Source organism: Amycolatopsis sp. WAC 04197 (assembly GCF_003947475.1).
GTDB lineage: Bacteria > Actinomycetota > Actinomycetes > Mycobacteriales > Pseudonocardiaceae > Amycolatopsis > Amycolatopsis japonica.
The window spans coordinates 997,797-1,021,113 of record NZ_QHJK01000002.1 but is presented as its reverse complement, the minus strand read 5'-3'; the positions used below and the strand labels follow the sequence as shown (position 1 = coordinate 1,021,113).

At 68.1% G+C, this 23,317-nt stretch carries 25 protein-coding genes; 11 read left to right on the top strand and 14 right to left on the bottom strand.

Annotated elements, in window-relative coordinates; genetic code table 11:
- The first annotated feature begins 3 nt into the window (after nt 1-3).
- The 3 genes from DMC64_RS12190 (at nt 4) to DMC64_RS12180 (ending at nt 4,024) form a co-directional block, all read left to right on the top strand.
- Nucleotides 4-693 (top strand): class F sortase, encoded by a 690-nt coding sequence (locus DMC64_RS12190; protein ID WP_125733545.1) that lies wholly within the window; start codon nt 4-6, stop codon nt 691-693.
- A 99-nt stretch (nt 694-792) separates the two neighbouring features.
- Nucleotides 793-2,784, top strand: a complete 1,992-nt coding sequence (locus DMC64_RS12185; RefSeq protein WP_125733544.1) for an SDR family oxidoreductase — start codon at nt 793-795, stop codon at nt 2,782-2,784.
- 118 nt (nt 2,785-2,902) lie between these two features.
- Complete coding sequence (locus tag DMC64_RS12180; RefSeq protein ID WP_125733543.1) at nt 2,903-4,024, top strand: cell division protein DivIVA; 1,122 nt, start codon at nt 2,903-2,905, stop codon at nt 4,022-4,024.
- A gap of 84 nt (nt 4,025-4,108) precedes the next feature.
- Here the strand turns inward: DMC64_RS12180 and DMC64_RS12175 are convergent, their stop codons facing one another.
- Both DMC64_RS12175 and DMC64_RS12170 read right to left on the bottom strand, forming a co-directional pair.
- On the bottom strand, nt 4,109-5,434 hold the full coding sequence (locus tag DMC64_RS12175; RefSeq protein ID WP_125733542.1) for an amidase: 1,326 nt from the start codon (nt 5,432-5,434) through the stop codon (nt 4,109-4,111).
- Nucleotides 5,435-5,462: 28 nt separating this feature from the next.
- Nucleotides 5,463-6,557, bottom strand: a complete 1,095-nt coding sequence (locus tag DMC64_RS12170) for an alkene reductase (RefSeq protein ID WP_125733541.1) — start codon at nt 6,555-6,557, stop codon at nt 5,463-5,465.
- Here DMC64_RS12170 and DMC64_RS12165 point away from each other — a divergent pair.
- A complete protein-coding gene (locus DMC64_RS12165; protein WP_125733540.1) occupies nt 6,556-7,038 on the top strand; it encodes a MerR family transcriptional regulator in 483 nt (160 codons plus the stop codon). The two genes, DMC64_RS12170 and DMC64_RS12165, sit on opposite strands and share 2 nt — an antisense overlap.
- A gap of 6 nt (nt 7,039-7,044) precedes the next feature.
- On the opposite strand, the gene DMC64_RS12160 is transcribed toward DMC64_RS12165, so the two are convergent.
- The 3 genes from DMC64_RS12160 to DMC64_RS12150 are packed head-to-tail and all read right to left on the bottom strand — an operon-like array spanning nt 7,045 to nt 8,491.
- The gene (locus DMC64_RS12160) at nt 7,045-7,620 is read right to left on the bottom strand and encodes a TIGR03086 family metal-binding protein (RefSeq protein ID WP_125733539.1); all 576 of its coding nucleotides are present in this window, start codon (nt 7,618-7,620) and stop codon (nt 7,045-7,047) included.
- Nucleotides 7,617-8,111, bottom strand: a complete 495-nt coding sequence (locus DMC64_RS12155; protein WP_125733538.1) for an SRPBCC family protein — start codon at nt 8,109-8,111, stop codon at nt 7,617-7,619. Before DMC64_RS12155 ends, DMC64_RS12160 begins: the two co-directional genes overlap by 4 nt.
- A gap of 29 nt (nt 8,112-8,140) precedes the next feature.
- Nucleotides 8,141-8,491 carry a helix-turn-helix transcriptional regulator gene (locus DMC64_RS12150; RefSeq protein WP_125733709.1) on the bottom strand — a complete coding sequence of 117 codons (351 nt, stop codon included), beginning with the start codon at nt 8,489-8,491 and terminating at the stop codon, nt 8,141-8,143.
- Nucleotides 8,492-8,767: 276 nt separating this feature from the next.
- Here DMC64_RS12150 and DMC64_RS12145 point away from each other — a divergent pair, with 276 nt between their 5' ends.
- The 4 genes from DMC64_RS12145 (at nt 8,768) to DMC64_RS12130 (ending at nt 13,158) form a co-directional block, all read left to right on the top strand.
- Nucleotides 8,768-10,009 carry a glycoside hydrolase family 3 N-terminal domain-containing protein gene (locus tag DMC64_RS12145; RefSeq protein WP_125733537.1) on the top strand — a complete coding sequence of 414 codons (1,242 nt, stop codon included), beginning with the start codon at nt 8,768-8,770 and terminating at the stop codon, nt 10,007-10,009.
- Between the two features lie 155 nt (nt 10,010-10,164).
- Nucleotides 10,165-11,103 carry a PHB depolymerase family esterase gene (locus tag DMC64_RS12140; protein WP_125733536.1) on the top strand — a complete coding sequence of 313 codons (939 nt, stop codon included), beginning with the start codon at nt 10,165-10,167 and terminating at the stop codon, nt 11,101-11,103.
- A gap of 107 nt (nt 11,104-11,210) precedes the next feature.
- Complete coding sequence (locus DMC64_RS12135) at nt 11,211-11,915, top strand: TetR/AcrR family transcriptional regulator (protein WP_125733535.1); 705 nt, start codon at nt 11,211-11,213, stop codon at nt 11,913-11,915.
- A gap of 37 nt (nt 11,916-11,952) precedes the next feature.
- Nucleotides 11,953-13,158 (top strand): cytochrome P450, encoded by a 1,206-nt coding sequence (locus DMC64_RS12130; protein ID WP_125733534.1) that lies wholly within the window; start codon nt 11,953-11,955, stop codon nt 13,156-13,158.
- On the opposite strand, the gene DMC64_RS12125 is transcribed toward DMC64_RS12130, so the two are convergent.
- Both DMC64_RS12125 and DMC64_RS12120 read right to left on the bottom strand, forming a co-directional pair.
- Complete coding sequence (locus tag DMC64_RS12125; protein WP_037340757.1) at nt 13,155-13,796, bottom strand: histidine phosphatase family protein; 642 nt, start codon at nt 13,794-13,796, stop codon at nt 13,155-13,157. The two genes, DMC64_RS12130 and DMC64_RS12125, sit on opposite strands and share 4 nt — an antisense overlap.
- 97 nt (nt 13,797-13,893) lie before the next feature.
- Complete coding sequence (locus DMC64_RS12120) at nt 13,894-14,691, bottom strand: TIGR03084 family metal-binding protein (RefSeq protein WP_125733533.1); 798 nt, start codon at nt 14,689-14,691, stop codon at nt 13,894-13,896.
- Nucleotides 14,692-14,820: 129 nt separating this feature from the next.
- Here DMC64_RS12120 and DMC64_RS12115 point away from each other — a divergent pair, with 129 nt between their 5' ends.
- Nucleotides 14,821-15,267: a heavy metal-responsive transcriptional regulator gene (locus DMC64_RS12115; protein ID WP_037340753.1), complete on the top strand. Its 447-nt coding sequence runs from the start codon at nt 14,821-14,823 to the stop codon at nt 15,265-15,267.
- A 109-nt stretch (nt 15,268-15,376) separates the two neighbouring features.
- Here the strand turns inward: DMC64_RS12115 and DMC64_RS12110 are convergent, their stop codons facing one another.
- Together DMC64_RS12110 and DMC64_RS12105 are read right to left on the bottom strand one after the other, a co-directional pair.
- Nucleotides 15,377-16,504 (bottom strand): acyl-CoA dehydrogenase family protein, encoded by a 1,128-nt coding sequence (locus DMC64_RS12110; RefSeq protein ID WP_125733532.1) that lies wholly within the window; start codon nt 16,502-16,504, stop codon nt 15,377-15,379.
- Nucleotides 16,505-16,581: 77 nt separating this feature from the next.
- Nucleotides 16,582-17,133: a DUF4190 domain-containing protein gene (locus DMC64_RS12105; RefSeq protein ID WP_037340750.1), complete on the bottom strand. Its 552-nt coding sequence runs from the start codon at nt 17,131-17,133 to the stop codon at nt 16,582-16,584.
- Between the two features lie 224 nt (nt 17,134-17,357).
- On the opposite strand from DMC64_RS12105, the gene DMC64_RS12100 reads away from it, so the two are divergent.
- Nucleotides 17,358-18,557, top strand: coding sequence for a sensor histidine kinase (locus DMC64_RS12100; RefSeq protein ID WP_199754955.1), 1,200 nt, complete (start codon nt 17,358-17,360; stop codon nt 18,555-18,557).
- 30 nt (nt 18,558-18,587) lie between these two features.
- Nucleotides 18,588-19,235, top strand: a complete 648-nt coding sequence (locus DMC64_RS12095; RefSeq protein WP_125733707.1) for a response regulator transcription factor — start codon at nt 18,588-18,590, stop codon at nt 19,233-19,235.
- Here the strand turns inward: DMC64_RS12095 and DMC64_RS12090 are convergent.
- From DMC64_RS12090 to DMC64_RS12070, 5 genes are all read right to left on the bottom strand, one after another.
- Nucleotides 19,208-19,780 carry a hypothetical protein gene (locus tag DMC64_RS12090; protein ID WP_125733531.1) on the bottom strand — a complete coding sequence of 191 codons (573 nt, stop codon included), beginning with the start codon at nt 19,778-19,780 and terminating at the stop codon, nt 19,208-19,210. The genes DMC64_RS12095 and DMC64_RS12090 overlap by 28 nt on opposite strands.
- Nucleotides 19,780-20,616, bottom strand: coding sequence for an alpha/beta fold hydrolase (locus DMC64_RS12085; protein ID WP_037340743.1), 837 nt, complete (start codon nt 20,614-20,616; stop codon nt 19,780-19,782). The genes DMC64_RS12090 and DMC64_RS12085 overlap by 1 nt, the downstream gene beginning before the upstream one ends.
- 22 nt (nt 20,617-20,638) lie before the next feature.
- Nucleotides 20,639-21,169, bottom strand: coding sequence for a hypothetical protein (locus DMC64_RS12080; protein WP_125733530.1), 531 nt, complete (start codon nt 21,167-21,169; stop codon nt 20,639-20,641).
- 346 nt (nt 21,170-21,515) lie between these two features.
- The gene (locus DMC64_RS12075; protein ID WP_125733529.1) at nt 21,516-22,022 is read right to left on the bottom strand and encodes a winged helix-turn-helix domain-containing protein; all 507 of its coding nucleotides are present in this window, start codon (nt 22,020-22,022) and stop codon (nt 21,516-21,518) included.
- Nucleotide 22,023: 1 nt separating this feature from the next.
- Nucleotides 22,024-23,259 (bottom strand): sulfite oxidase, encoded by a 1,236-nt coding sequence (locus DMC64_RS12070; protein ID WP_125733528.1) that lies wholly within the window; start codon nt 23,257-23,259, stop codon nt 22,024-22,026.
- Between the last annotated feature and the right edge of the window lie 58 nt (nt 23,260-23,317).

Genomic DNA, 23,317 nt, shown 5'->3' with positions numbered 1-23,317 from the left:
GGAATGTCAGTACGACGCGGGTTCGCGCTGGGAGCGGTCACGGTCCTGTGCGCGGACCTCGTCGCGGCCCTGCTCATCTGGCCGCCGACGACCGTGGTGACGGGGACGGCTCAGCCCGTCTCCGTCACCGTCGCGGGTGGCGCCCCCGCCGCGCCCGCACAACAGGAGGTCCCGCCTCCGCCGGACATCGTCCCCACGACCCCGACGTCCGCTCCGCCGCCGTCGTCGTCGAAGGAGCCTGAAGCCCCGAAGCCGCAGGGCCCGGGGACGATCAGGCTGCCCGCGGGCGGCGCGGCGAAACTCGTGCGCAAGGAACTCGGGCCGGGCGCGGAGCTTCCGGTGCCGGAGAACCTCGGCGAAGTGACCTGGTGGGGCGCCGAGCTGAGCTCGGCCACCGGGGCGAGCGTGTTCGCCGGGCACGTGAACTGGAAGGGCGCGACGGGTCCGTTCGCGGAACTGTGGACCGAGCGGATCGGCGGCGCCGTCACCGTGGTCGACAAGGCCGGGAAGTCCTGGCAGTACAAGGTCTCCCAGCTGATCACGCTGAAGAAGAACGAGCTGCCACAGCGGGCGGACGAGTTGTTCGGCCAGTCCGGTCCACATCGGATCGTCCTCGTCACCTGCGGCGGCCGCTGGGTCGGCGGGGAGACCGGCTACGCCGAGAACCGGGTCGTCATCGCCGACCCGGCCTAGTTACCCGTGAGTAACTTCACCGGCGCCGTGGTGGTCCTCGCCGTCCCGATGCAGCAGAATGCCGGGGGACGCGGGCGAGCACGGTGAAGGGTGAGGCAGATGGCGACTTTTCTGGTGACCGGGGCGACCGGACTGATCGGGCGCCAGTTCACCCGGCTACTGCTCACCAGGGACGACGTCGACAAGGTCGCGCTCGTCGTCCGCGCGTCCTCGCGGGACAAACTCGCGAAACTCGTGAACGCCTGGCCGCATCCCGAACGCGTCACCCTCATCACTGGCGACCTCGGCGAGCCGCTGCTCGGCGTCGGCGAAGAGGATCGAGAGAAGCTTCGCGGCGTCGACCACGTCGTGCACCTCGCCGCCCTGTACGACCTCACCGCCGACGACGAAGCCAGCATCAAAGCCAACGTCGAAGGCACCGCGCAGGTGATCGCGCTCGCCGCCGAACTGAACGCCGGCTGCCTGCACCACGTGTCCTCGGTCGCCGTCGCCGGTGACCACGAGGGCATGTTCACCGAGGAGATGTTCGACGTCGGCCAGCGGCTCCTCACGCCGTACCACCGCACGAAGTTCGAGGCGGAGCGCCTCGTCCGTGAACAGCAGGACGTGCCGTGGCGGGTGTACCGGCCCGCGGTCGTCGTCGGGAACTCCGAGACCGGCGAGATGGACAAGATCGACGGCCCGTACTACCTGTTCCCCGCGATCAGCAGGCTGGCCGGGCTGCCCGACGTGCCGATCGTCGGCCCCGACCTCGGCGACACCAACGTCGTCCCGGTCGACTACGTCGCCGAGTCGCTGAACGCCCTGGTCACCACGAAGGGGCTCGACGGGCGCGCGTTCCACCTGGTCAACCCGGAGCCGCAGCCGGTCGTCTCGGTCTACAACGCCTTCGCGAAGGCCGCGGGCGCGCCGACGATCTCCGTGCAGCTGAACGAACGCGTGTCCAAGGGCATCGTCAACCTGGTGAAGCTGAGCGAGCACATCCCCGGCTTCACCATCGCGCGCGACGCCGTGATGGAGCGGCTCGGCATCCCGCCGGTGCTGCTGGAGACCATGGCCTTCCCGTCGGTGTTCTCGTCGGCGTCGACGCGCAAGGCACTGATCGGCTCGGGTGTCGAGGTGCCCCGGATCGAGGAGTACGCGCCCACCCTGTGGCGCTACTGGCGAGAGCACCTGGACCCGTTCCGCGCGCGCAAGCACGGACCCCGCGGCGAGCTGGACGGCCGTCGCGTGATCATCACCGGCGCGTCCTCGGGGATCGGCCGCGCGACCGCGATCAAGGTCGCGGCCGCGGGCGGGGTGCCGCTGCTCGTCGCGCGGCGTCGTCACGAACTCGAAGAAGTGCGGGACGAGATCATCGCCGCCGGCGGCACGGCGTCGGTGTACCCGGCCGACCTGACCGACGAGGAATCGGTGCACAAGGCCGTCGACGCGATGCTCGCCGAGCACGGCCGGATCGACATGCTCGTGAACAACGCCGGCCGCTCGATCCGCCGGTCGATCAAACTGTCGTACGACCGGTTCCACGATTACGAACGCGCGATGGCCATCAACTACTTCGGCGCGGTGCGGCTGATCCTCGCGGTGCTGCCGCATATGTCCGAGCGGAAATTCGGGCATATCGTCAACGTCTCGTCGATCGGCGTGCAGGGAATCGCGCCGCGCTTTTCGGCGTACGCGGCGTCGAAGGCCGCCTTGGACTATTTCTCCCGGATCGCCGCGACCGAGACCCACGGCGACGGAATCACCTTCACGACCATCCACATGCCACTCGTGCGGACGCCGATGATCCGGCCGACGAAGATCTATGACGCGTTCCCGACCAAATCCCCGGATCAGGCCGCGGACATGGTGATGAAGGCGCTGCGGGAACGTCCGAAGCACATCGGCACGCCCGCCGGGCAGGCGATCGGGCTCGCCTACACGCTCACGCCGGGGCTCACGGATGCCGTGGCCTACCAAGGATTCCGCGTGTTCCCGGATTCCGCGGCCGCGGGCGGCGAAGGCGGACTCAAGATCGGGAAGGGCGAGCAGCACCTGTCCCGTGCGGCGATGGCGCTCGCCCGGCTCAGCCGCGGGTTCCATTGGTGACACTGCGCACACGGGTGGCGGCCGTTCAGGTGAGGGATCGCAGCTGAGAGACGACACACGTCGGTGAATCACCAAGCCTGACAACGGCGACCCCGCGTACGCAGGTACCGTCGTGGCCATGGTTCCCGAGCGAGACAACGGCCTGTTGCCCCTGCGGCGCGAGTACACCCAGGCCTGGCACGGCTTCGACCGGAACGAAGTGCGCCAGTATCTGGATCATCTCGAAGCCCAGCTGCATCGCGTGATCAACGACCGCGACGCCGCGATCGCGCAGGCGACGTCGGCCACGCGCGAACTCGAAACCGTCCGCCACGAGGTGGCGAAGCTGAACGCCAGGATCGAGGAACTGAAGAAGCCGCCGGAGCGGCTCGAAGACCTCGACGAGCGGATGCAACGCACCGTCACGCTCGCGCAGGCGCGCGCGGACGAGATCACGAAGCGTGCCGAAGTCGCCGCCGAGAAGCACTGGGCTTCGTCGAGCGAAGCCTCGAAGAAGCTCCGCGAGCGCTACACGCGGCTCGTCGCCGAGCTGGACAAGCAGGCGGACGCGCTGCACTCCGAGCACGAATCCGCGCTCGCCGAGACGCGCGCCGAGGTCCAGCGGCTGACCGTCGAGGCCGCCCAGCGCCGGGAACTGCTGGACAACGAGGCCGAGCGCAAGCGCCGGAAGATCGAGCGCGAGTTCGAGCAGACGATCTCGGCGCAGAAGGCGGCGCACGAAAAGCACATCGCCGACCAGCAGACGGCCAGCAAGAACCAGGCCGAACGCCGGATCGCGGAGGCCACCGCGGAGGCCAAGCGCCGCATCGACGAGGCGACGGCCGAGGCCAAGCGCCGGCTCGACGAAGCCACGACGACCGCCGCCCAGCGCACGACGGCCGCCCAGCGGAAGGTCGAGCGGCTGGCGGAGATCCGCGAACAGGCCCGCAAGAGCCTCATGCAGGCCGACGAGGTCCTGAAGGGCAGCGAGGCGATGCTCGCCGCGCTGCCTGAGGAGTCGGTGATTCCGCACGCCTCGAAGCTCGTCGGCGGAGACAGCAAGGCCGAGGAGACGAAGCCGGCGGGTAAGCCCGCCGAGCCGCCCGCCTCGAAGGCCGCCGCTCCGGCCGCCGCCAAGCCCTCTCCCGTCAAGCCCGCTTCTTCGGCGCCTGCCGCCGCTGCGCCGAAGAACGGACAGGGCGAGCAGAACGGCCCGAAGGCGAACGGGCAGAAGCCGTCACCGGCCAAAACCGGCTCCTGACCAGCGCGAAGTAGCAAGGGACCTTTGCTACCGCTCCCCTGTGGAGAGTGGTAGCAAAGGTCCCTTGCTCTCTTTCGGGCTTGGTCAGGACGCGGTGGTGCGTGGCCAGGGATTGGCCGCTTCGAGCTGGGCGGCGAGGCTCAGCAGGAGCGCTTCGCCGCCGGGCGCGGCGACGAGCTGGACGCAGGCCGGGATACCCGAAGGATGCACGCCGATCGGCACCGACATCGCCGGATAGCCCGCCAGATTCCACAGACCGGCGAAACCCGCCACCCGCACCGACGGCAGCACGTTGGCGATCCATCGGCTCTCGTGCCACGTGCGCGCCTTGAGCGGGAGGGTCGCGATCATGGGCGTGACCAGGACATCGTGGTCGGCGAAGAACTCTTCGGCACGTTCCAGCCAGCGCTCCCGGGTGGTCTCCCGGACGCGTTTGGCCACCAGCCGTCCGAGCCGGACGTGGGTACGGGTGCGGGGCTGGAGCGCGCCGAGATCGAACTCGGCCGCTTGCTCGGCCGGGCCCGCGACCCAGCGCGCGAGGAGGCCACCGATCGCTCCGGCGTTGTACCGCGGTGTTCCGGGCGCGACGGTGTGCCCGGCCTCGCGGAACAGCTCGCCGGCCCGGGTGACGGCCTGCCTGAACGCGCGCGGAAGCGGCGCCCTCGTCAACGGGACCTGGGTCGACAGGGCGATGCGGGACCGCTTCGGCTCGGTGAGGTCAGCCAGGCCGGGTTGCTCGGCGAGGACCGACATCAGCACGGCGGCGTCCGCCACCGTGGTCGTCATCGGACCGTGCGTGGACAGGCCGAACCAGCCGTCCTCCCCCGGTATGCGGACCACACCCTTACCCGGTTTGAGACCGACGATCCCGCACATCGCGGACGGCAGCCGGATCGAGCCCAGACCGTCGGTGCCGTGTGCGATGGGCACGAGCCCGGCCGCGACGGCCGCGGCACTCCCGCCCGACGAACCGCCGGCGGCGTACGACGGGTTGCGCGGATTGCGCGCCGTCCCGTCCGGATCGTCGCTCGACGGCCAGATGCACAGCTCCGGCACCCGGGTCAGGCCGACGATCACCGCACCGGCGGCGCGCAACCGCCGCGCTATCTCACCGTCCTCTGTGGACGGCGTCGACGAACCCGCGCGTGAACCCCATGAGGCGTATTCCCCCTCGATCGGCGCGACGTCCTTGACCGCGACCGGCACTCCGGCCAGGGGTAGATCGGCCAGATCCGCGCGTTCGGCCACAGTGGCGGCCTCGGCGAGGGCTTCCTCGACCCGCACCCGGCGGAACGCGCCGACCACCCCGTCCGCCGCCTCGATCCGGGCCAATGCCTCACGCGTCACCTCGACCGGGTCGAGTTCCTTAGCGCGCACAGCCGCCGCGATTTCCACTGCCGTCTTGACCATCCCCGCACTGTAGAACGGGCGGCCAAGATCAGCTGCGCGCCGAACAGGCGAACTTCGCCGAGTCCGGTTCGAACGCCGGGAAATCGGTGTAGCCGTCGAGCCGGGCGCCGTAGTAGACATCGCGATCCGCCTCGGCGAGCGGGGCGTGGAGAGCGAATCGGGCAGGCAGATCCGGGTTCGCGATGAACAACCTGCCGAAGGCGACCACGTCGGCCAGACCGGCTCCGATCAAGCACTCCCCCTCGGCGCGACTGGTCGGCTTCTCGGATCGCAGATTCGCGACGAGAGTTCCCGGCCACAAAGGTCGCAGGTGAGACAACACCTCGACGTCAGGGGTATCGATGACGTGCAGGTACGCGAGCTCGTACCGGCGGAGTTCCGCGAGCAGTCGTGAGTACACCTCCTTCCAATCGTCTTCCACGATGTCGTTCTCCGGGTTGCCCGGCGAGATTCGCAGAGCGACCTTGGCCGCACCGATCTGCTCGGTCACGGCCGCCACCACCTCGAGCGGGAAGGTGAGCCGGGCGGCGACCGAGCCGCCGTAGCGGTCCTTCCGGCGGTTGGTGTTGCCGGCGAGGAACTCCTGGATGAGGTAGCCGTTGGCACCATGGAGCTCCACGCCGTCGAATCCCGCCTCGACGGCCCGGCGTGCCGCCTCGGCGAAGTCCTGGACGACCTCGCCGATCTCCCCCTCGCCGAGCGCACGGGGTTCGACGGTGTCCGTCCAGCCGCCGGCCGTGAAGATCCGTCCGGCCTGCCGGACCGCCGACGGCGCCACCGGTACCCGGCCCGTCACGCCGGGATGGCTGACCCGTCCCGCATGCCAGAGCTGCGCGTAGATCCGGCCGCCTTCCTCGTGCACGGCCGCCGTCACCTCACGCCATGCCTCGGTCTGCTGCTCTGTCGCCAGCCCTGGGATTCCCGGGCCGCTCTTGCCGGTCCTGTTCACCCAGATGCCTTCGCTCACGATCAACCCGGCGCTCGCACGTTGCGAGTAGTACTCGGCCGTCCGCGGATGCGGCACGCCGGTGACATCGTCGGCACGGCCCCTGGTCATCGGAGCCATCGCCATGCGGTTCGGCAGCTGGATCGCGGCACCGCGGAACGCTTCTAGCAACCTCATGGACGCGAAGCTAAACCCTGACACCGGCGTCACGGTCAACCTCGGTTTCCGCGGCTACTGTGGACTCATGCGGATCGGCGAACTGGCGAAGCGAACAGGGGTGAGCGTCCGCTCGTTGCGGTACTACGAAACGGAAGGCCTGCTGCGACCCGACCGATGCGGTAACGGCTACCGGACCTTCTCCGAAGACGACATCGCCAGGGTGCTGCAGATCCAGCTCTTCTATTCAGCCGGGTTGTGCAGCGGCAAGATCGCGGAACTCCTTCCCTGTGTTTCCGGGGATCACACGCATTTGGTGCCCTCGCCGGAGTTGACCGGCGAACTGGAGATCGCCAAGATCCGCATCCAGAACCAGATTTCCTTGCTCACCACCTCTCTGTCGGTTCTGGAACGTGTCCTGGCCGCGGCCAAGGGGACCGATACCGCCGAGGTACCGGTTCCCGCCCGGCCCGTCCGGCGCCATCGCGGGATCCATGTCTGACCTGTATCAGGCGTTCGGGTCTCGGCCCATCAGTCCGAGCAGCCTGTCCTGCAAGGGCGCGTCTTCGGGCACCTTCACTTCAGGGCCGAAGACGACGATGCCGGGCCCGAAGGCACCCGGGATCCTCATCTGGTCGGGGATGGCCTGCGCCGCCGGCCACATCCGCGCGACCTCTTCCGGATCGATCGTGTCGTCCTGACCGGTGGCCCTGGCCAGGTCCCAGCCGTGGATCACCATGTCGGCACTGACGACTTGATCGATGTGCTGTTCGGCGGACATCTTCCCCGTCGGCGTCTCGTGCTCCGTGGCCGCGAGCACGGGATCGCCGAGGATGGCTTCGACATCGGCGCGAGCCGCCCGGAAAGCGCCCAGCGGGTCGTCCAGGAGCGAGGGCGCCGGCCCGAGGTCGCGCCCGAACGGGCTCAGCATCGCGCCATGCATGTCGACGATGTGCCCGACGACATCTCTGGCGTTCCATTCCGCGCAAGGAGACTTGCTCTCCCATCGCCCGGCCTCGACGGCGGCGACCTTGCTCTCGAAGGCGTCGGCCCTTACGCGATAACGGTCGGCGATGGCGTTCATCGTGTTCCCACCCGCACCGGAGCGGCCATGACCTCGGCCAGCTTGTCGAAGCCCTCGCCGACACCCCGCTCCATCCCGGATTCGAGCACGGCGTCCCGGATTCGCTCCGAGCCGTACCGCACCACCTGGGTCAGCGTGGTGACCCCGTCGTGTTCGACCAACGTCAGAGTCGCCAAGGCCTGACCTTCAGACGCCTCACAGTCCTCGTTCGTTTCGAGGGAGACGAGCAGACCCGGACGATCGATCTCCTGGTAGACGCCCTGCAGCAGCATCTCCATCCCGCCGCCGTGGCGCAGCCGGTAGCGCCATCTGCCGCCGACCCGCAGGTCGATCTCGCACTCTACGACTTCGCAGTCGCGTGGACCGAACCAACGGCGTACCAGCTCGGGTTTCGTCCACGCGTCGAACACCAGCGTCCTCGGCGCGTCGAAGGACCTCGTCATGACGATCTCGAGATCGCCGGATTTCGTCACGCTGAGAGTTCGTCCCATCGTGCTGTTCCTTTCCGCTCGTGTGGTGGTCAATCGGTCTCGCCCCGGTGTTCCGGGTGCTGGATCTCCCCTTCCAGGACGAGATCCAGGTCCGCGAAGGCCTCGTCCCAGTAGCGGCGGTAGCCGCCGAGCCATTCGTTCGCCCGCTTCAGCGGCTGGGCCACCAGCCGGCAGGGACGGCGCTGGGCGTCGCGCCCCCTCGCCACCAGCCCCGCTCGCTCCAGCACCTTCAGATGCTTGGAGATTGCGGGCTGGCTCATCGCGAACGGCTCGGCCAGCTCCGTCACCGTGGCCTCACCCCGCGCGAGCCGGGCGAGGATCGCGCGGCGGGTGGGGTCGGCGAGCGCCGCGAAGGTGACATCGAGCAGATCCTGTGCCACGGTCGCCCGCCTTTCGTTCATCTGTTCTCACGAGTTCGACTTCTTACGATCGGCCGGATCCGGCGCCCGCCGAACCACTGGATAACCTTGCGGTTCCATAACCATGTGGTAATCTACGTTGGAGCAGATCGAGCTGTCAAGTCCGAACATCCGTTTGACGAGGGAAAACGCAGAAGAGGAAGGAGATGAGGCTAAAGGCCCGGCAGGGCGCAAGCACGCACCGAAGGGCACGCGAGCGCGTACGAAAGGGCAAGTGGGGTTACCGTCGATACCGGCATGGACGACGAACGAAACGAGCCGATGAACTCCGGGCGACCGAAGACGACGAAGCGATGGGCGACCGTCATCCTGGGAGCCGCGACCGTTCTGCTCACCAGCGTGCAGTGCGGTACGGCGAACGACGAGGCCGGATCAGCACAGCCGGCGGGGACAGTGCCTCCGCTGCGCAGCAGCGTCGCCTCAGTCCCACCCAGCTCCAGCAGGCCTTCACCCTCGCCGTCACCGAGAGTGGAGCAGGCGCCCGTTCCAGGCTGTGAAGCCGTCATCGCCGGGATGAGCCCCCGGCAGCGGCTGGCCCAGCTGGTGGTGGTCGGCGTGAACGCCGGCGACCCGCAGGCGGCGGTGAAGCTGGTGCGCGATCAGCAGGTCGGCGGAATCTTCCTCGGTGGCAACGAAACGGCCCTTCTGCGAAACCGCGCGTTGGACGAGGTCCAGCGTGCCGCCAAGGTCCCGGTCTCGGTGGCGATCGATGAGGAAGGCGGCCGTGTCCAGCGGATCGACGCCCTCGACGGCGACATGCCGAGCGCGCGCAAGATGGCCTCGACCCTGACACCGGCACAGGTGCGGGCGAAGGCCGCCGAGCGAGGCCGGCAGATGCTGGCCCGTGGCGTCACCGTCGATTACGCGCCCGACGCCGACATCACCGACCAGCCGGACCGCGACATCGTCGGCGACCGGTCGTTCGGCGCGAATCCCGAAGTCGCGCGCAAGTACGTTCTGGCGTTCGCGCAGGGCTTGCGGGACGCCGGGGTGCAGCCAGTGCTGAAGCACTTCCCCGGGCACGGGCACGCCAGCGGGGATTCCCACAAGGGACTGGTGCGGACACCGCCGCTGGCCTCGTTGCGGAAGGTCGACCTGGTTCCGTACCGCGACATCGGCGAGTACGGCGAGATCGGCGTCATGGTCGGACATCTGGACGTGCCCGACCTGACCGGCGGCACGCCGTCGACCCTGTCGGCGGCGGCGTACGGGCTGCTGCGGAAGGACTACGCGTTCGACGGCCCGGTGATCACGGACGATCTCGGCGCGATGAAGGCGATCACGTCGCAGTACCCGCTGCAAACGGCCGTGCTCAAGGCATTGCAGGCGGGGGCGGATCAGGCACTGTGGTCCTCTGGCGGCAACGTCGGCACGGTGCTGGCCACTTTGGAGCAAGCTCTGGCGTCCGGCGATCTCCCGGCCGCCCGGGTCGAAGAGGCCTTGACCCGCGTGCTCACGGCGAAACGCGCCTGCGGCTGACCTGGCCGGTCGCAACGGAGGCCGGGTGGATCAGGCGGGTCGCCCGGCGGGGTGACGTGAAAAGCGGTCCGAAAACTCAATGAACACAATGCTGACCAGGCCCGCGTCAGGAGTGACCCTGATCACCGCCCTGCCGCCCGATCAAGGAGGATCGCGTGCCTGGTCCCACGAAATACCTGCGTCGTCTCGCGCTGATGGCCGCCGCCGCTGCCGGTCTGAGCCTGCTCGCCGCTCCGATGGCGTCGGCCACGCCGTCGTCAGTCGACCATCCGGTGCGAACGACCGGCTGCCAGCGTCCGTCCCCGGTCCCCGCCGGGGCGACGACGCTGCGGACGTTGACGTCCGGCGGTCTGGTCCGCGAGTACACGGTGCACGTCCCGGCACGGTACCGGTCTTCACGGCCGTACCCGCTGGTGTTGTCGTTCCATGGCCACAAACGGACGTCGAAGTATCAGGAGGAGCTGTCCGGGTTTTCCGCGTATGACGCGATTTCCGTCTACCCGCAAGGACTTCCGGGTACGGATGGGGAGTCGGCATGGACCGGCGCGCCGTACTCGGCCGCCGCGGACGATGTGCTCTTCACCAGTGATCTGCTGAACACGCTCCAGCGCGAACTGTGCGTCGATTCCCGCCGGATCTACGCGACGGGCAAGTCGAACGGCGGTGGGTTCGTCGGTGTTCTCGCTTGCCGGATGCCGGGCCGGATCGCGGCGTTCGCCCCGGTCGCCGGCGCGTTCTACCCGCAAGGCGGCGAGTGCCACCCGTCGCGCCCCGCGCCGATTCTCGATTTCCACGGCACTGCCGACGCGACGATCCCCTACACCGGGAACCCCGCCAAGGGCCTGCCGGCACTGCCGGATTGGCTCGCGGCGTGGGCGGACCGGAACGGCTGTTTCCCGCGGCCGATTCAGTACTCGCCGAAAGCCGACGTCACCGTCCAGCGATGGCTCGGTTGCTCGCTTCAGCACTACCGGGTCGAAGGAGCCGGGCACGTCTGGCCGAGCACCGCACCGAACAACGACTCCGCCACTCCGACCGTCATCGACGCGACCCCGGTCATCTGGAAGTTCCTGCTCGCCCACCGTCTGCGTTAAGAACTCGTCGATTTCCTTGCCGGACGAGCCCGTCCGGCGCTACCGTTGAACTGACCGGATGACCAGATGAGCAAATCTGGTCATGAAGTCAGAACATGGGAGCGCACGTGGCAGAACGTCCGGACCGCACCGCCGGTCGCGCCGATCGCATCCTCGACGCGGCCGGCGTCCTGCTGTCACGGCTGGGCTATCGCAAGGTGACCATCGAGGACATCGCGAGCCAGGCGGGTATCGGGAAGGGCACGATCTACCTGCACTGGCCCACGAAGGAAACCCTCTTCCACGCGCTGCTCCTGCGTGAATCCCTCCGTGCCGCCGAAAACCTTCTCGAGCGGCTCGCCGAAGATCCGGCGGAAGTCGTCCCGCACCGGTTCCAGCGGGCCGCTTTCCTGTACACCCAGCGAAACCCGTTGCTCGGCGCGCTCATCACCGGCAACACCGAGCTACTGGGCCGGTTGAAGAAACATCCCTTGCAGGATCAGGACGCGGTCGTGACCGAGCGGTACCTGAAGACGATGACCGACCGGGGATTCCTGCGCGACGACATCCCGAACCTGCTGTTCTCCCTGCGTGCTTCGGCGCTGGGGTTCTACCTGATGGACAGCTTCACCGGCGACGGCGCCGACCTCACGATCGAAGAGAAGGCCGACGCTCTCGCGCACATCATCCGGACGGCGTTCGAGCCGCCGGAGCCACCGTCCACCGCGAATCTGGCCGCCACCGCGGCCGAAGTGATCCAGGCGTTCCAGGATCTGATCTCGTCCTATCACGCCTGGATCTACCGGAAGGACGGCCCCGAGGAGCCCGCTTGATCCGCGCTCCTCCACCACGAGAAGAAGGGGGCAAGCCATGACCACGATCGCCGAAACCTGGGGCGTCCACGAAGCCCAGTTCTGGCTGCGGGACGAATTCCCGGCCGACCCGGTCCGTTTCGACGCCGAGACGGGCATGTGGAACGTCTACGGCCACGCCGAGGCGTTGAAGACCCTGAGTGATCCCAAGGTGTTCTCTTCCGACACCACCCGGCTGATCCCCAAGGAGATCTCGCCGGACAAGGATCTGTTCGTCGAAGGCAATCTGCTCCAGATGGATCCTCCGGATCACAAGAAACTGCGCACGCTGGTGAGCCACGCCTTCACACCGAAGGTCGTCGCGGATCTCGAACCGCGCATCGCCGCACTGACTCACGAGCTCCTCGACGCGGTCGACGGCGCGGACTCGATGGAATTGGTGACCCATCTGGCCTACCCGCTGCCGGTGATCGTCATCGCCGAACTCCTCGGCATCCCGGCGAGTGATCGCGACCTGTTCAAAGAATGGGTCGACACGTTGCTGCGGAACAGCCAGCAACGGTCGTTGATCAAGCAGACCGAAGAGGACAAGAAGGCCGCGGAGGAAACGTCCGCGCAGGTGAAGAACCTGGTGAACTATCTTTCCGAGCACGTCGACGATCGACGGCGGAATCCGCGCGAGGACCTGCTGACCAAACTCGTCGAAGCCGAGGTCGACGGCACGAAACTCACGCAGAACGAGGTCGTCAACTTCGCGAACGTGCTGCTGCTCGCGGGGCACATCACCACCACGATGCTGCTCGGGAACACCGTGCTGTGCCTGGATTCCCATCCGGACGAGTACCGGCGCGTCCGTGAGGACCGTGCGTTGCTGCCCGCCACCATCGAGGAATCCCTGCGGTTCCTCAGCCCGTTCGCACTCGTCGCCCGCGCCACGACGACCGAAGTCGAACTGGGCGGCCGGACGATCCCGGCGGACAGCATGCTGGGCATCTGGGTCGCGGCGGCGAACCGGGATCCGCGCACCTTCACGGATCCGGGCGTCTTCGACCCGGCACGGGCGCACAACCCGCATCTGGCCTTCGGACGCGGAATCCATTTCTGCATCGGCGCCCCGCTCGCCCGGCTCGAAGGCAAGACGGCGCTCAACATCCTGCTGGACCGTTTCCCGGATCTGCGCACCGATCCGGCCGTTCCGCCGTCGTTCATCCCCAGCCCGCACATGACCGGGGTGAACGAGCTCCGGCTGCTGCTGAAGCCCTAGCGGTCGGCGAACCGGGAGGCGAGTGGGACCACCATGCGCGGAATCCGCTTCCCTGGCGTGTACCGCAGTTCGGTGATGTTGCCGTTCGGCACGACGTAGGTGTCGGCGAAAGTGCGGAATCGGTGCATGGCCGCGCTGTCCGGGGTGGTGGTCCCGGTCAGCAGTGACCACATGACCGCGCGGATGAAGAGTCCGTGCGTGAAGACGGCGATCGGCCCGGGTTCCCGTTCTCCCAGCCGTGCCAGGAATTCCTGGGTCCGGATGAAGAGAGCGGCGAAGGATTCCGCGCCGTTCACCGCGTGGTGCGGGTCGGCACGGGACCAGTAGGCCTCCGTGTACGGCTTGCGGGTGGCGGTGGTGGTGACCTGTCCATGGAGTTCGCCGAGAAACGTGAACTCCTGGACAGGCCACTCCTCACGCTCCGCGCCGGGGAACCGCTCGATCGTCGGCTCGGCGGTCTGCCGCGCCCGTAGGAACGGCGAGGTCACGATCAAACGAGGCGGTTCGGCCAGGGAATCCGCGATTTCGACGGCCTGCCGGCGGCCGAGTTCGGTCAACGCCGAAGCTCCCGGCTCGCCGCCGGGAAGCCCCGCGTTGGATTCGCTTTCGCCATGTCTGATCAGCCACACCCGTGCCACGATCGCCTCCTAGACCCCGTGTGCCATCGACGATCGCACCGAGCGGAGTTGATCGCGTCTTCCAGGATGCCCAATCACCGCGGAAGCGGCGGAATTTTCACCGGCCGAACTGTCCCGGCGAGCGTCCCTCGCCCGCGGGGCCGCGGTACGCCTGCGCGATGTCGAGCCACTGGTCCGCCAGCGCGCCCTCGGCGCGGACGTCGAGGTCGTCGCGGTGACGGCGCCGGGTGACCAGCAGACAGAAGTCCTCCGCGCTCCCGGTGACGCGCTGCCGGGAGTCCTCGGGGCCGAACGTCCACAACTGCCCGGACGGCGCGGTGATCTCGAACCGGAACTCCTGCTCCGGCGGGGTCAGCCCCCGGGCCTCATAGCCGAAGTCCCGCACCCGGACGGCGAAACCGACGAGGTACGCGAGCCGGTCCGTCCGCTCCGGGCGCACTCCCAGCGCGTCCGCGATGTCCTGACCGTGGGCGAACAGTTCCATCATCCCGGCGCAGGCGAGGATGGCCGGCGGCAGCGGGTTGACCAGCCACGGGACGACCTGGTCCGCCGGGACCGCGGCGAGCGCCTTGATCCCGGCGTCGCGTTCGGCACGCCAGCGGCTGAGCACGACCTCGTTGGGGTCGCCGAGGTAGTCGTCGAGAGCCGCGTTGACCGCGGCGTCGAAACCGCGCACCATCGAGCTCTTCATGACTTCGGCGAACCTCTGCGGCTCGCCCGCGGACAATCCGGCGATCTTGAAGATGAAGGAGAGATGCGCGATCTGGTGTTTGACCGACCAGCCCGCCGCGGGGGTCGGCAGCTCCCATCCCGCGTCGTCCAGGCCGGCCACCAGGGCATCGACCTGTTCGCCCTCCGTGGTGAGGTCCCTGATCACGTACCGGAAGTCAGTCACCGTGCCGTCCTCTCGCCGTTTCCACCCTTTCGAATGATGCGGACGCGCCGGGCCGTCGTCTTCTCTTCGTGAGCCCCCGTCGAATTCGGACTTGATTCTGGAGCCGGGTCCAAGTTCTACCCTCGGATCATGCGAACCGAAGCGGCGAAGGCGCTGACGGCGTTGACCATGTCCCAGGTGACCTCTCGCGCCGGAGTCCGGCCGGACACCGTGCGCTACTACGAGCGCATCGGTCTTCTGCCCGCACCCGCGCGGACAACCGGGGCACACCGGCGCTACGACGAGGACGTCATCGACAGGTTGCGGTTCATCCGCGGCACCCAGCGGCTCGGGCTGACGCTGACGGAGATCGGTGACCTACTGAGCGTGCGCGACACCGGGGTGTGCCCGTGCGAACCCGCCGAAACCATGCTGGAACGCCATCTCGCCGAAATCGAAGCGGAGATGGCCCGCCTCGGCGAGCTGCGCGCCGAGCTCACTTCCCTGCTGTCCGGGATGTCCGGCGACGAATGCGCCGATCCGCTTCCCGGCGCCTGGTGCCCGCCCGAATGCGGACCCGAGGGAGGAGGTGGATGACCATGCGGAACGACGACTGGTGCGACTGCGATTGCTGCGGCAGCGGCTGCTGCTGACCCGCTCCGGCGGGACCGGCCGGGCTTGACGTCACCCGGCCGGCCATCCGAGGTCAGTCCTGCGGCAGCAGCACCGTCTTCCCGATCCGGTCCTTGCTGACTTCCGCCGAATAGGCCATCAGCCCGCCCGCCTGCGCGTCCCGGAACAGCCGCTGGATCGGCGAAGCGCGCAGGAAGCCCGAACCCCCGCCTGCTTTCAGCGCGACTTGGGCGACGTCACGGGCGATGTCGTTCGCGAGCACCTTCGCCGTCATGGTCGCGGGCAGGAACTCCGGCGAGTTCTGATCCGCCAGCCACGCCATGTTCCGGGCGTACATGAGCGACGCTTCGAGACGGGCGTGGACGTCCGCGACTTCGAACTGCAGCCATTGCATTCCGGCGAGCGGCTCCCCGGTCGCGGGGATGACGCGGCTCCGGGCGTGCGAGATCAACGCCTGCTCCGCCGCGTCGGCGATCCCCAGCGACAGGAAGGCGAGGCCGGCCGCGATGTGGTTCGGCCGCCGCACGGTCGACGGCGGGCACCGGCGGTCCTCCCGCAGAACTGTGCCTTCGAACGAGACGAGCTGGCTTCGGCTGGCGCGCAATCCCATCGTGTCCCAGATGGGAACGAAGGTCATCGTGTCGTCCGGCGCGACGCCGAAGAACGTGGGCACGCCGCCGACGAGCGCGTTGACCAGGAAGTGGTCGGCGACCTCGCAACCGGAGACGAACCGCTTGGCGCCGGTGAGCCGGTATCCGCCGTCCACGGGCTCGGCGACCTGTTGCGGCATCAGGAACATGTTGCCGCTGCTCGGTTCCGACAGCGCGTTGGCGAAACGCTTGCCGCCGATCAGCTCGTCGGCGTAGAAGCGCCCCACATCAGGGGCGGACAACTGGGCGAGTCCGACGGCGGCGCCGATGTGCATCACCCAGATACACGCCGTCGAAGAACAGGCCGCGCTGAGGATCCGGACGATCTCGCCGTAGGTCCGATAACTGAGGTCCTCGCCGCCGAACTCCGCGGGCAAGGTGGCCCGGTCGAGTCCGGCCGCGTGCAAGGCACGGAGGTTGTCGATAGGAAGCTCGGCCGTTTCGTCGAACTCGGCGGCACTCGCGGCGAAATCCTTCGCCAGTTCGGTGACGGTTTCGATCCAGTGACGTTCGTTGGCGGGTGGGGAGAACGGATGGACGGGCTCGGTCATGACCGCATCATGCCGGAAACGCGAAGGCCTCCCCGCCACCCCGAGAATGGCGAAGGAGGCCTTTCACGGTCCGACCGTCACACTCCGGTGCAGGCGGCCATCGCGAATTCGCCGGAAGCGGTCTTGGTGGAGACCACCGCGCCGTCGACGGTGATCTTGCAGGTGACGGATCCACCGGTCTCGCCGGTCGTGACGGTGAGCGTCCCGCCCTTGTAGACGCCCTTGTTCTCGACTTCCTTGTTCCACGGCAGCGCCGGGACGGTCTCCGTGACGGGGTTGAGGACCTCGCCGTAGATGACCTCGACGTTCGTGGCGTCGCCGGTGACCTCGTAGGACACCTTGGCGGTGCGGTTGATTTCGTCGTTGACCTCGTTGACCGCCGCGTTGAACACGAAGATCCACACCACGCAGACCACGAGGCCGAGCGCGGACAAGGCGATACCGGTGATGGAGAGGCCCTTGTTGGAGGCCTTCCCGTTCTTGACGCGGATCAGCCCGATGATCGAGAAGATCAGGCCGAGGATCACCAGCGGCCAGGCGATGACGCCGACGAACGGGATCGGGGAGAAGACCAGCCCCACCAGGCCGAGGACGAAGCCCGTGACGCCGATGCCGTTGCGGGGCGGCATCGGGCTGGCGGGGGCTTGCGGGGCCGGCGTGTAGGGGGTTTGCTGGGTCACGGGGGATTTTCCTTTCCAAAGGGATGAACGAGGCGGCATACAACCAGCGATCGCGAGGTGCCCGCGTCGTCCTCGGCGCACGAACCCGGTACGACGAAAGTCGTAATCCACGCGTCGTGAAGGACCGCTTTCGCTGATGCCTCCGGCCAAGCGGGTTTGCGTACGCTCAGCGCATGGCAAGGCGTGTGCTCGGTGTGGTGCTCACCGTCGTGGCGGTCGCGGCGTGCGTGATCAGCAGCATTTTCGTCTTCAGCGCCCAGGGTTACCTTCCGGCGACGCAATCCTTCGATCCGACATGGTGGTCCACGCTCGGTTTCTTCACCGGGATCGCGGCCGCGGTCATGCTCTGCTGGCGGCACAAATGGCCGGAACTCGTGCTCGGCATCGCGTTGGTGCCACCGCTCTGTTTCCGGTCCGACGCGCTGGCCGCGTTGGTCGCCCTCGCCGCCTTGGCCGCGCGCCGCCGCGACCGCGTCCTGTGGAGCGGGTCCGTCCTGGTCTACGTCGCCACCGCGTGGGCGTTGTTCGGCGACGCCAACCGCCATCCCGACGTGACCGTCGCGGGGCAGATCGTCGGCAAGCAGTTCTCCGCCGTGCAACTGATGGGGACGTTGACGGTCGCCGTCGTGATGACGGCCGTGCCGCTCACCGTCGGAGTCGTCCGCGGGATGCAGGACACGCTCGCGATCCGCGAGGCCAAGGAAGAGGAACTCCGCGCCGAAATGACCCGCCGCGCGGAGCGCACCCGGATCGCGCGCGAGATGCACGACGTCCTCGGGCACCGGCTCTCGCTGCTGTCCTTGCAAGCCGGTGCGCTGGAAGTCAGCAAGGGACCCGCGACGACGGAAGCGGCGAAAACCGTCCGCACTACCGCGCGCCAGTCGCTCGAAGATCTGCGGCAGGTCATCGGGGTCCTCCGCGATGGCCAGGGTTTCGGCGAAACCAGCGAGAACGGAATCCATCCGGAACCGCCACAGCCGACGCTGGCGGACATCCCCGAACTCGTGGCCAACGCCCGCCGGGCGGGTTTGGGGGTCAACGTGACGATCCTGCTCGACGACGCGGGCGGCGCGCCGGCGTTGCTCGGCACGACCGCGTACCGGATCGTGCAGGAGTCGATGACCAACATCCTGAAACACGCTCCGGGTACGACGGCCGAGGTTTCGGTTCGCGGCGGGCCCGGGAACGGGCTCACTGTCGAGGTGGTCAATCCGCTGCCCGCGATCGCCGCGGCGGGAAAGCCGCCGGGCGCGGGAGCCGGACTGACCGGGATCGGTGAACGTGTCACGCTGATCGGCGGCAACGTCAGCGCCGGCCCCACCGAAGAGCGCACATTCGCCGTCCGGGCTTGGCTACCGTGGGGACACCACTAACCTGTCCGGGTGAACCAGCGCCCACTGCGAGTGCTGCTCGTCGACGACGACCCGCTCGTGCGAACCGGTTTGTCGATGATCCTGTCCAGCACGGGCGACATCGAGGTCGTCGCGGAAGCTGGTGACGGGGACGAAGCCGTGCCGAAGGTGTCCATGCACGCGCCCGACGTCGTGCTGATGGACATCAGGATGCGGCGGATGAACGGTCTCACCGCGACCGCCGCGGTCACCGCGCTGCCCAACCCACCGAAGGTTCTCGTGCTCACGACCTACGACCTCGATGAATACGTCTTCGACGCGCTCGGCGCGGGCGCCAGCGGGTTCCTGCTGAAGGAGGGCTCGCCGCAGGAGATCATCGACGCGGTGCGCGTGGTCGCGGCGGGTGAGGCGATGCTCTCGCCGAGGACGACGCGGAAACTCATCGGGCATTTCGTCGCGACCAGGACGAGCCCGCGCCGTCATCGGGCGCGAGCCGGGCTGGGCACCTTGACCGAACGTGAGCGGCAGATCGTCACCGCCGTCGCGCGAGGCGGGACCAACGCCGAAATCGGCGCGGAACTGCACCTGAGCGAGGCGACGGTGAAGACCCACATCACCCGGATCTTCGCGAAACTCGACGCGACCAACCGGGTCCAGCTGACGATCTTCGCCTACGAAGCCGGGCTCGTCGCTCCCTGACCTTCCGTCGCGAGCAGCCCGGCGGCGACGGTCCCCCAGAGGACCACGGCGCCTCCGAAGCCGGGCACGAGCTGCCAGGCCGCGGCCCAGCCCACGATCGCGAGCACGGCGACAGCGCACAACAGAGCGCTCAGCACCAGAAAACGCCGTGAGTCGAACAATTTCGCGAACGGTAGGAAGTGCAGGCCGACCACGAAGAGGACCCAAGCGGGCACGGCCTCGGGAAGTTCGAAGACCGCTGAGAACACTCGCGCTCCGGCGAAGATCCCCACCAGCATGAGCAGCACGGCGATCCCGTACTGCTTGCCGAACGGGCTTTCCTCCCGGCCGCCGCCCGCGGGCAGCCCGGCACCCCGGCGGGCGGTCAGGACGAGCCAGCCCACCAAGCCCAGCACCGCGACGATGCCCACGACGACCAGCGGCGTCGATCCGTCGCCGACGGAGGATGCGCCGAAGAACCACCATCCGGCACCGAATCCCACGCCGATCGCGGAACTGATCAGCAAGGTGATCAGATGCCCCTTGGTGAACCGCGCTTCCGTCATCACGCGAGCCCGGCGAGGATGGCGGCGGCCTCCTGCGGGTGCACGAGGAACCGGACGTGGCTGCTCGTCAGCGACCGCACGTCCGTCGGGTTGCCCGGGGTGAGCGCGTCCGCCTCCTTGATGAAACGGTCCTGCAGCGCGAGCGGCATCGACCGGTCTTCGGTGAGCCTGATGTAGGTGCGCGGGATCCGGCCCCAAGTGGCGGCGTCGGCGAGTTCGGTCCCGGCGTCGAGGCTCTCGTCCGGTTCGAGCGTGTTGAGGTAGGCGAAGAACTCCTGATCGGTGCCGTCCTCGATCATCGCGATCTTCAACGCGGCCAGCAGCGCGGGATCGGCGGTGCGCCAGTTCATCCGGAGCGCGCCGAGTTCGGCCGGGTTCGCGACGACGACCCCGCCGACGTCGTTGAGCGCGCTGCTCGCGTACTCGGGTCCCTGCATGTACTCGCCCACCGTCGCGTCGACGCAGCACCACGCGGAGATGTAGACGATCCGGTCGATCAGCTCCGGGACGGCGTTCGCGACGCCGGTGAGCGGCAGCCCACCGCGGCTGTGCCCGACCAGGATGACGGGACCGTGCTCGGCGACCTTGCGCACGACGTCCACCACCTGCTCGACGGCCTCGGCCAAGGTGGCGCCCGCCTGGTTCGACGGCGCCGTGGCCAGCGCTTCGAGGTCTTGCGGCGCCTGGTAAGCGGCGTGGAAACCGGCGGCGAAGCCGTGGCCGGGAAGGTCGACGGCCAGCGTGCGGTGGCCGAGCAGGGCGAGCTCGCGTTGCAGCGGCCCCCAGGTGAACGAGGCGCTGTTGGAACCGTGGAGCAGGACGTAAGTGGGATTCACGGTTCGATCTTCCCATCCCGCGTCAGCGCTTCTGGACGAAATACACCTTGTCATCGGTCACGGCGCCGACCTGGATCGTCACGTCTCCCGGTGCGTCGACGAACCCGACCCTGAACGTGAGGTCCTTGCCCGGCAGGATGTCCTGGCTCGGTGTCCCGCCGAGGCCCGCGTTGGTGTCGAAGACCTGCTCGGCGCTGGTGTTGCCCATGGTGGCTTGAACGAGCAGCATCGCCGCGGACCACGGCTTGTCCGAGTGGTTGACGACCGTCACCTGATAGCTAGTCGCCTTCGCATTCTGAGCCGGAGCGGCGTATTCACCGGTAGTGAAAGCCTTCGGGTCCGCGACGGTGATGTCCACGGCAGTGCCTCGATGGGTTTCTCCCACTGCGTACGTCTGACCGCTGGCCTTCTTGTCCGATTCGGGCAGACCGAGCTTTTCGTTCAGTTCCTTCACCGCCGCTCCCTGGGCGATGACCGTGAAGACGACGGCCAGCACACACAAGACAACGCCGATGGCGGCGAGGATCTTCTTCGAGCCGAAGAGCGCGATCACGCCGAGGACGAACCCGACACCGGCGACCACGGCCGTGAGGTTGTTGAAAAAGATGATCGGAGAGCCGACGACACCGACGATGCCGAGAATGAGCGCGGTCCAAGCGAGTCCCGCGAACTTCGTGGGACGCGGAACCGGATGGGCCGTGGGTACGGGCGATGGCGGGTTCGGGGCGTACATGTCAGACATCTCCAAGAGATCGAGGGCGACCGCTTAGAGGCCGCGCATCAGCCGAGTGTCTGACAATTCGAGAAAGTGTCGCGTTGTGTTACCTCGGAGGATCCCTCGTCATCGCACCGTAACCAATAACGACCTGAGTGAGTGACTGACGCACCGAGATCATCACTCAGTCCGCGATGAGCACCTGCCCCGCCCCGTCGAACCGGTAACCGACCCCGCGCACCGTCGCGATCGGTGTCAGCACGGGTTCCAGCTTGCCCCGGATCTTGCGGACGTGGACGTCCACGGTCCGGACGTTGCCGCCGGACAGGCCCCACACCCGCTCCATCAGCGTGATGCGGTCGAAGACGCGGTCCGGATTCCGGCTCAGGAACAGCAGGAGGTCGAACTCGAGCCTGGTGAACTCCAGTACTTCGCCGCGCAGCAGCACTCGCCGCGAATCCGGCTCGATCCGCAGCGGCGGGGCGAACTCACTGGACCGCCTCCGTCCGGCGAGTTCGACGACCTGGCCGGTTTGGACGGTCCGCGCGGTCAGCGTCACGCCGACAGTGTCCTCAAAGGACTCAAGCAGGCGCGCGGCGATCGTGGCGGCGTGCTCGGAGTCGGTGCTCACCCGCAACGCCAGGGTCAGCTCGACGGTCGGCTCGATGCTCACCGCGACCGACTGCGTCATCTCACACCACCCGGACCGGATGCCGGACGATGGCGTCGAACAGGTAGCCCTGGGTGTTGTGCGGGGTGACCTCGGGCTGGGTGACACCGGTGATGTCGGTGGCACGCGCCCGCAACGTGTGGACACCGGGAACGCCTGCGCGCCAGGGGATCTCCCAACGCTGCCACCCCCGATCCGCCGCCGCGCCCACGAACTTCGCCTGCCGCCAACCGTTTCCGGTATCGACGTCGACCCGCCGGATCCGGCCGTTGCCCGACCACGAGCGGCCGCGCAGCACCTTTCTGTCACCGGCCGCGAACTCGGCGTTCCAGGGCAGTTCGAACGCGCTCTTGACCACCTGCCGGGTCACGAGCGTGCCCTCCGCCGGATGGTCCGGCCCGAGCAGCCGGTAGTACTGCGTGTTCCACGGAGACACCAGTGGCGTTTCGGAGACTTCGATGCGCCCCAGCCATTTGATCGACGAGATCCCGGCCCAGGAGGGCACGACGAGCCGCACGGGATAGCCGTGATCCGGCGGGAGCGGTTGCCCGTTCATCTCGTACGCCAGCAGAACGTCCTGCAGCGCCTTCGCGACCGGCAGCGGACGACGCACCTTTCCTAGGTTGACCCCTCCGGTGACGTAATCGGCGTCCAGCCCCTCCGGCAGGACGTCGACCGCGTTCCGAGTCAGGCCCGCCTTGGCCAGCACCGTGGCGAGCCGGACACCGCGCCAGCGCGCGACGCCGATCGCGCCGAGCTTCCAGTCCGTGCCCGACACCGTTTGCCCTTGCTGGCTGGTGAAGTAGCTCCGTCCGTTGCCCGCGCATTCGATGGCGGAAGTGATCGTCTCGGACGGCAATCGGAGCAGGTCCCGGTAGCTGAACTCGACCGGCCCACCACTCAGTCCGCTCCCGAAGAGCTTCAGCCGCCAGGTGCTGACGTCGATCGCCGGAGTGGCGGTGTGGTTCCGCACGAAGAACCGCTCGACCGGGGTCAGATAGCCCTGGCCGCTCAGCGCCTCCCAGCGCGTCTCCGCGTTGGTGCCGTAGACCTCGAAGATCTCCGGCGGCAGGGGTTTCACGATCGGTGTGGCCGCCGACGCCGTACCGGACGGAAGCGCGCCGAGCGCCGTCAGCGCGAGCGAGCCGCCGGCCGTCAGCCGGAGCATCCCGCGCCGCGACAGCGCGTTCCCCGCCCGCCATTGCTCGATCCGCGTGCGGTCGTAGGTGGCTTCGTCGGTCAGGCCGGTTCCGGTCATGCGGCTCATTGTCGGCAGCGGCCGACCGCGCGGACCAGCATGTCCACAGAGCGGAACA

Bases quoted from the DNA above. Each gene is read 5' to 3' on its own strand.
- DMC64_RS12175 (WP_125733542.1), bottom strand. From the start codon at position 5,434: ATGGTCAAGACGGCAGTGGAAATCGCGGCGGCTGTGCGCGCTAAGGAA.
- DMC64_RS12185 (WP_125733544.1), top strand. From the start codon at position 793: ATGGCGACTTTTCTGGTGACCGGGGCGACCGGACTGATCGGGCGCCAG.
- DMC64_RS12115 (WP_037340753.1), top strand. From the start codon at position 14,821: ATGCGAACCGAAGCGGCGAAGGCGCTGACGGCGTTGACCATGTCCCAG.
- DMC64_RS12165 (WP_125733540.1), top strand. From the start codon at position 6,556: ATGGACGCGAAGCTAAACCCTGACACCGGCGTCACGGTCAACCTCGGT.
- DMC64_RS12075 (WP_125733529.1), bottom strand. From the start codon at position 22,022: ATGACGCAGTCGGTCGCGGTGAGCATCGAGCCGACCGTCGAGCTGACC.
- DMC64_RS12110 (WP_125733532.1), bottom strand. From the start codon at position 16,504: ATGACCGAGCCCGTCCATCCGTTCTCCCCACCCGCCAACGAACGTCAC.
- DMC64_RS12070 (WP_125733528.1), bottom strand. From the start codon at position 23,259: ATGACCGGAACCGGCCTGACCGACGAAGCCACCTACGACCGCACGCGG.
- DMC64_RS12100 (WP_199754955.1), top strand. From the start codon at position 17,358: ATGGCAAGGCGTGTGCTCGGTGTGGTGCTCACCGTCGTGGCGGTCGCG.
- DMC64_RS12090 (WP_125733531.1), bottom strand. From the start codon at position 19,780: ATGACGGAAGCGCGGTTCACCAAGGGGCATCTGATCACCTTGCTGATC.
- DMC64_RS12130 (WP_125733534.1), top strand. From the start codon at position 11,953: ATGACCACGATCGCCGAAACCTGGGGCGTCCACGAAGCCCAGTTCTGG.
- DMC64_RS12155 (WP_125733538.1), bottom strand. From the start codon at position 8,111: ATGGGACGAACTCTCAGCGTGACGAAATCCGGCGATCTCGAGATCGTC.
- DMC64_RS12105 (WP_037340750.1), bottom strand. From the start codon at position 17,133: ATGCCGCCCCGCAACGGCATCGGCGTCACGGGCTTCGTCCTCGGCCTG.
- DMC64_RS12170 (WP_125733541.1), bottom strand. From the start codon at position 6,557: ATGAGGTTGCTAGAAGCGTTCCGCGGTGCCGCGATCCAGCTGCCGAAC.
- DMC64_RS12180 (WP_125733543.1), top strand. From the start codon at position 2,903: ATGGTTCCCGAGCGAGACAACGGCCTGTTGCCCCTGCGGCGCGAGTAC.
- DMC64_RS12190 (WP_125733545.1), top strand. From the start codon at position 4: ATGTCAGTACGACGCGGGTTCGCGCTGGGAGCGGTCACGGTCCTGTGC.
- DMC64_RS12160 (WP_125733539.1), bottom strand. From the start codon at position 7,620: ATGAACGCCATCGCCGACCGTTATCGCGTAAGGGCCGACGCCTTCGAG.
- DMC64_RS12145 (WP_125733537.1), top strand. From the start codon at position 8,768: ATGGACGACGAACGAAACGAGCCGATGAACTCCGGGCGACCGAAGACG.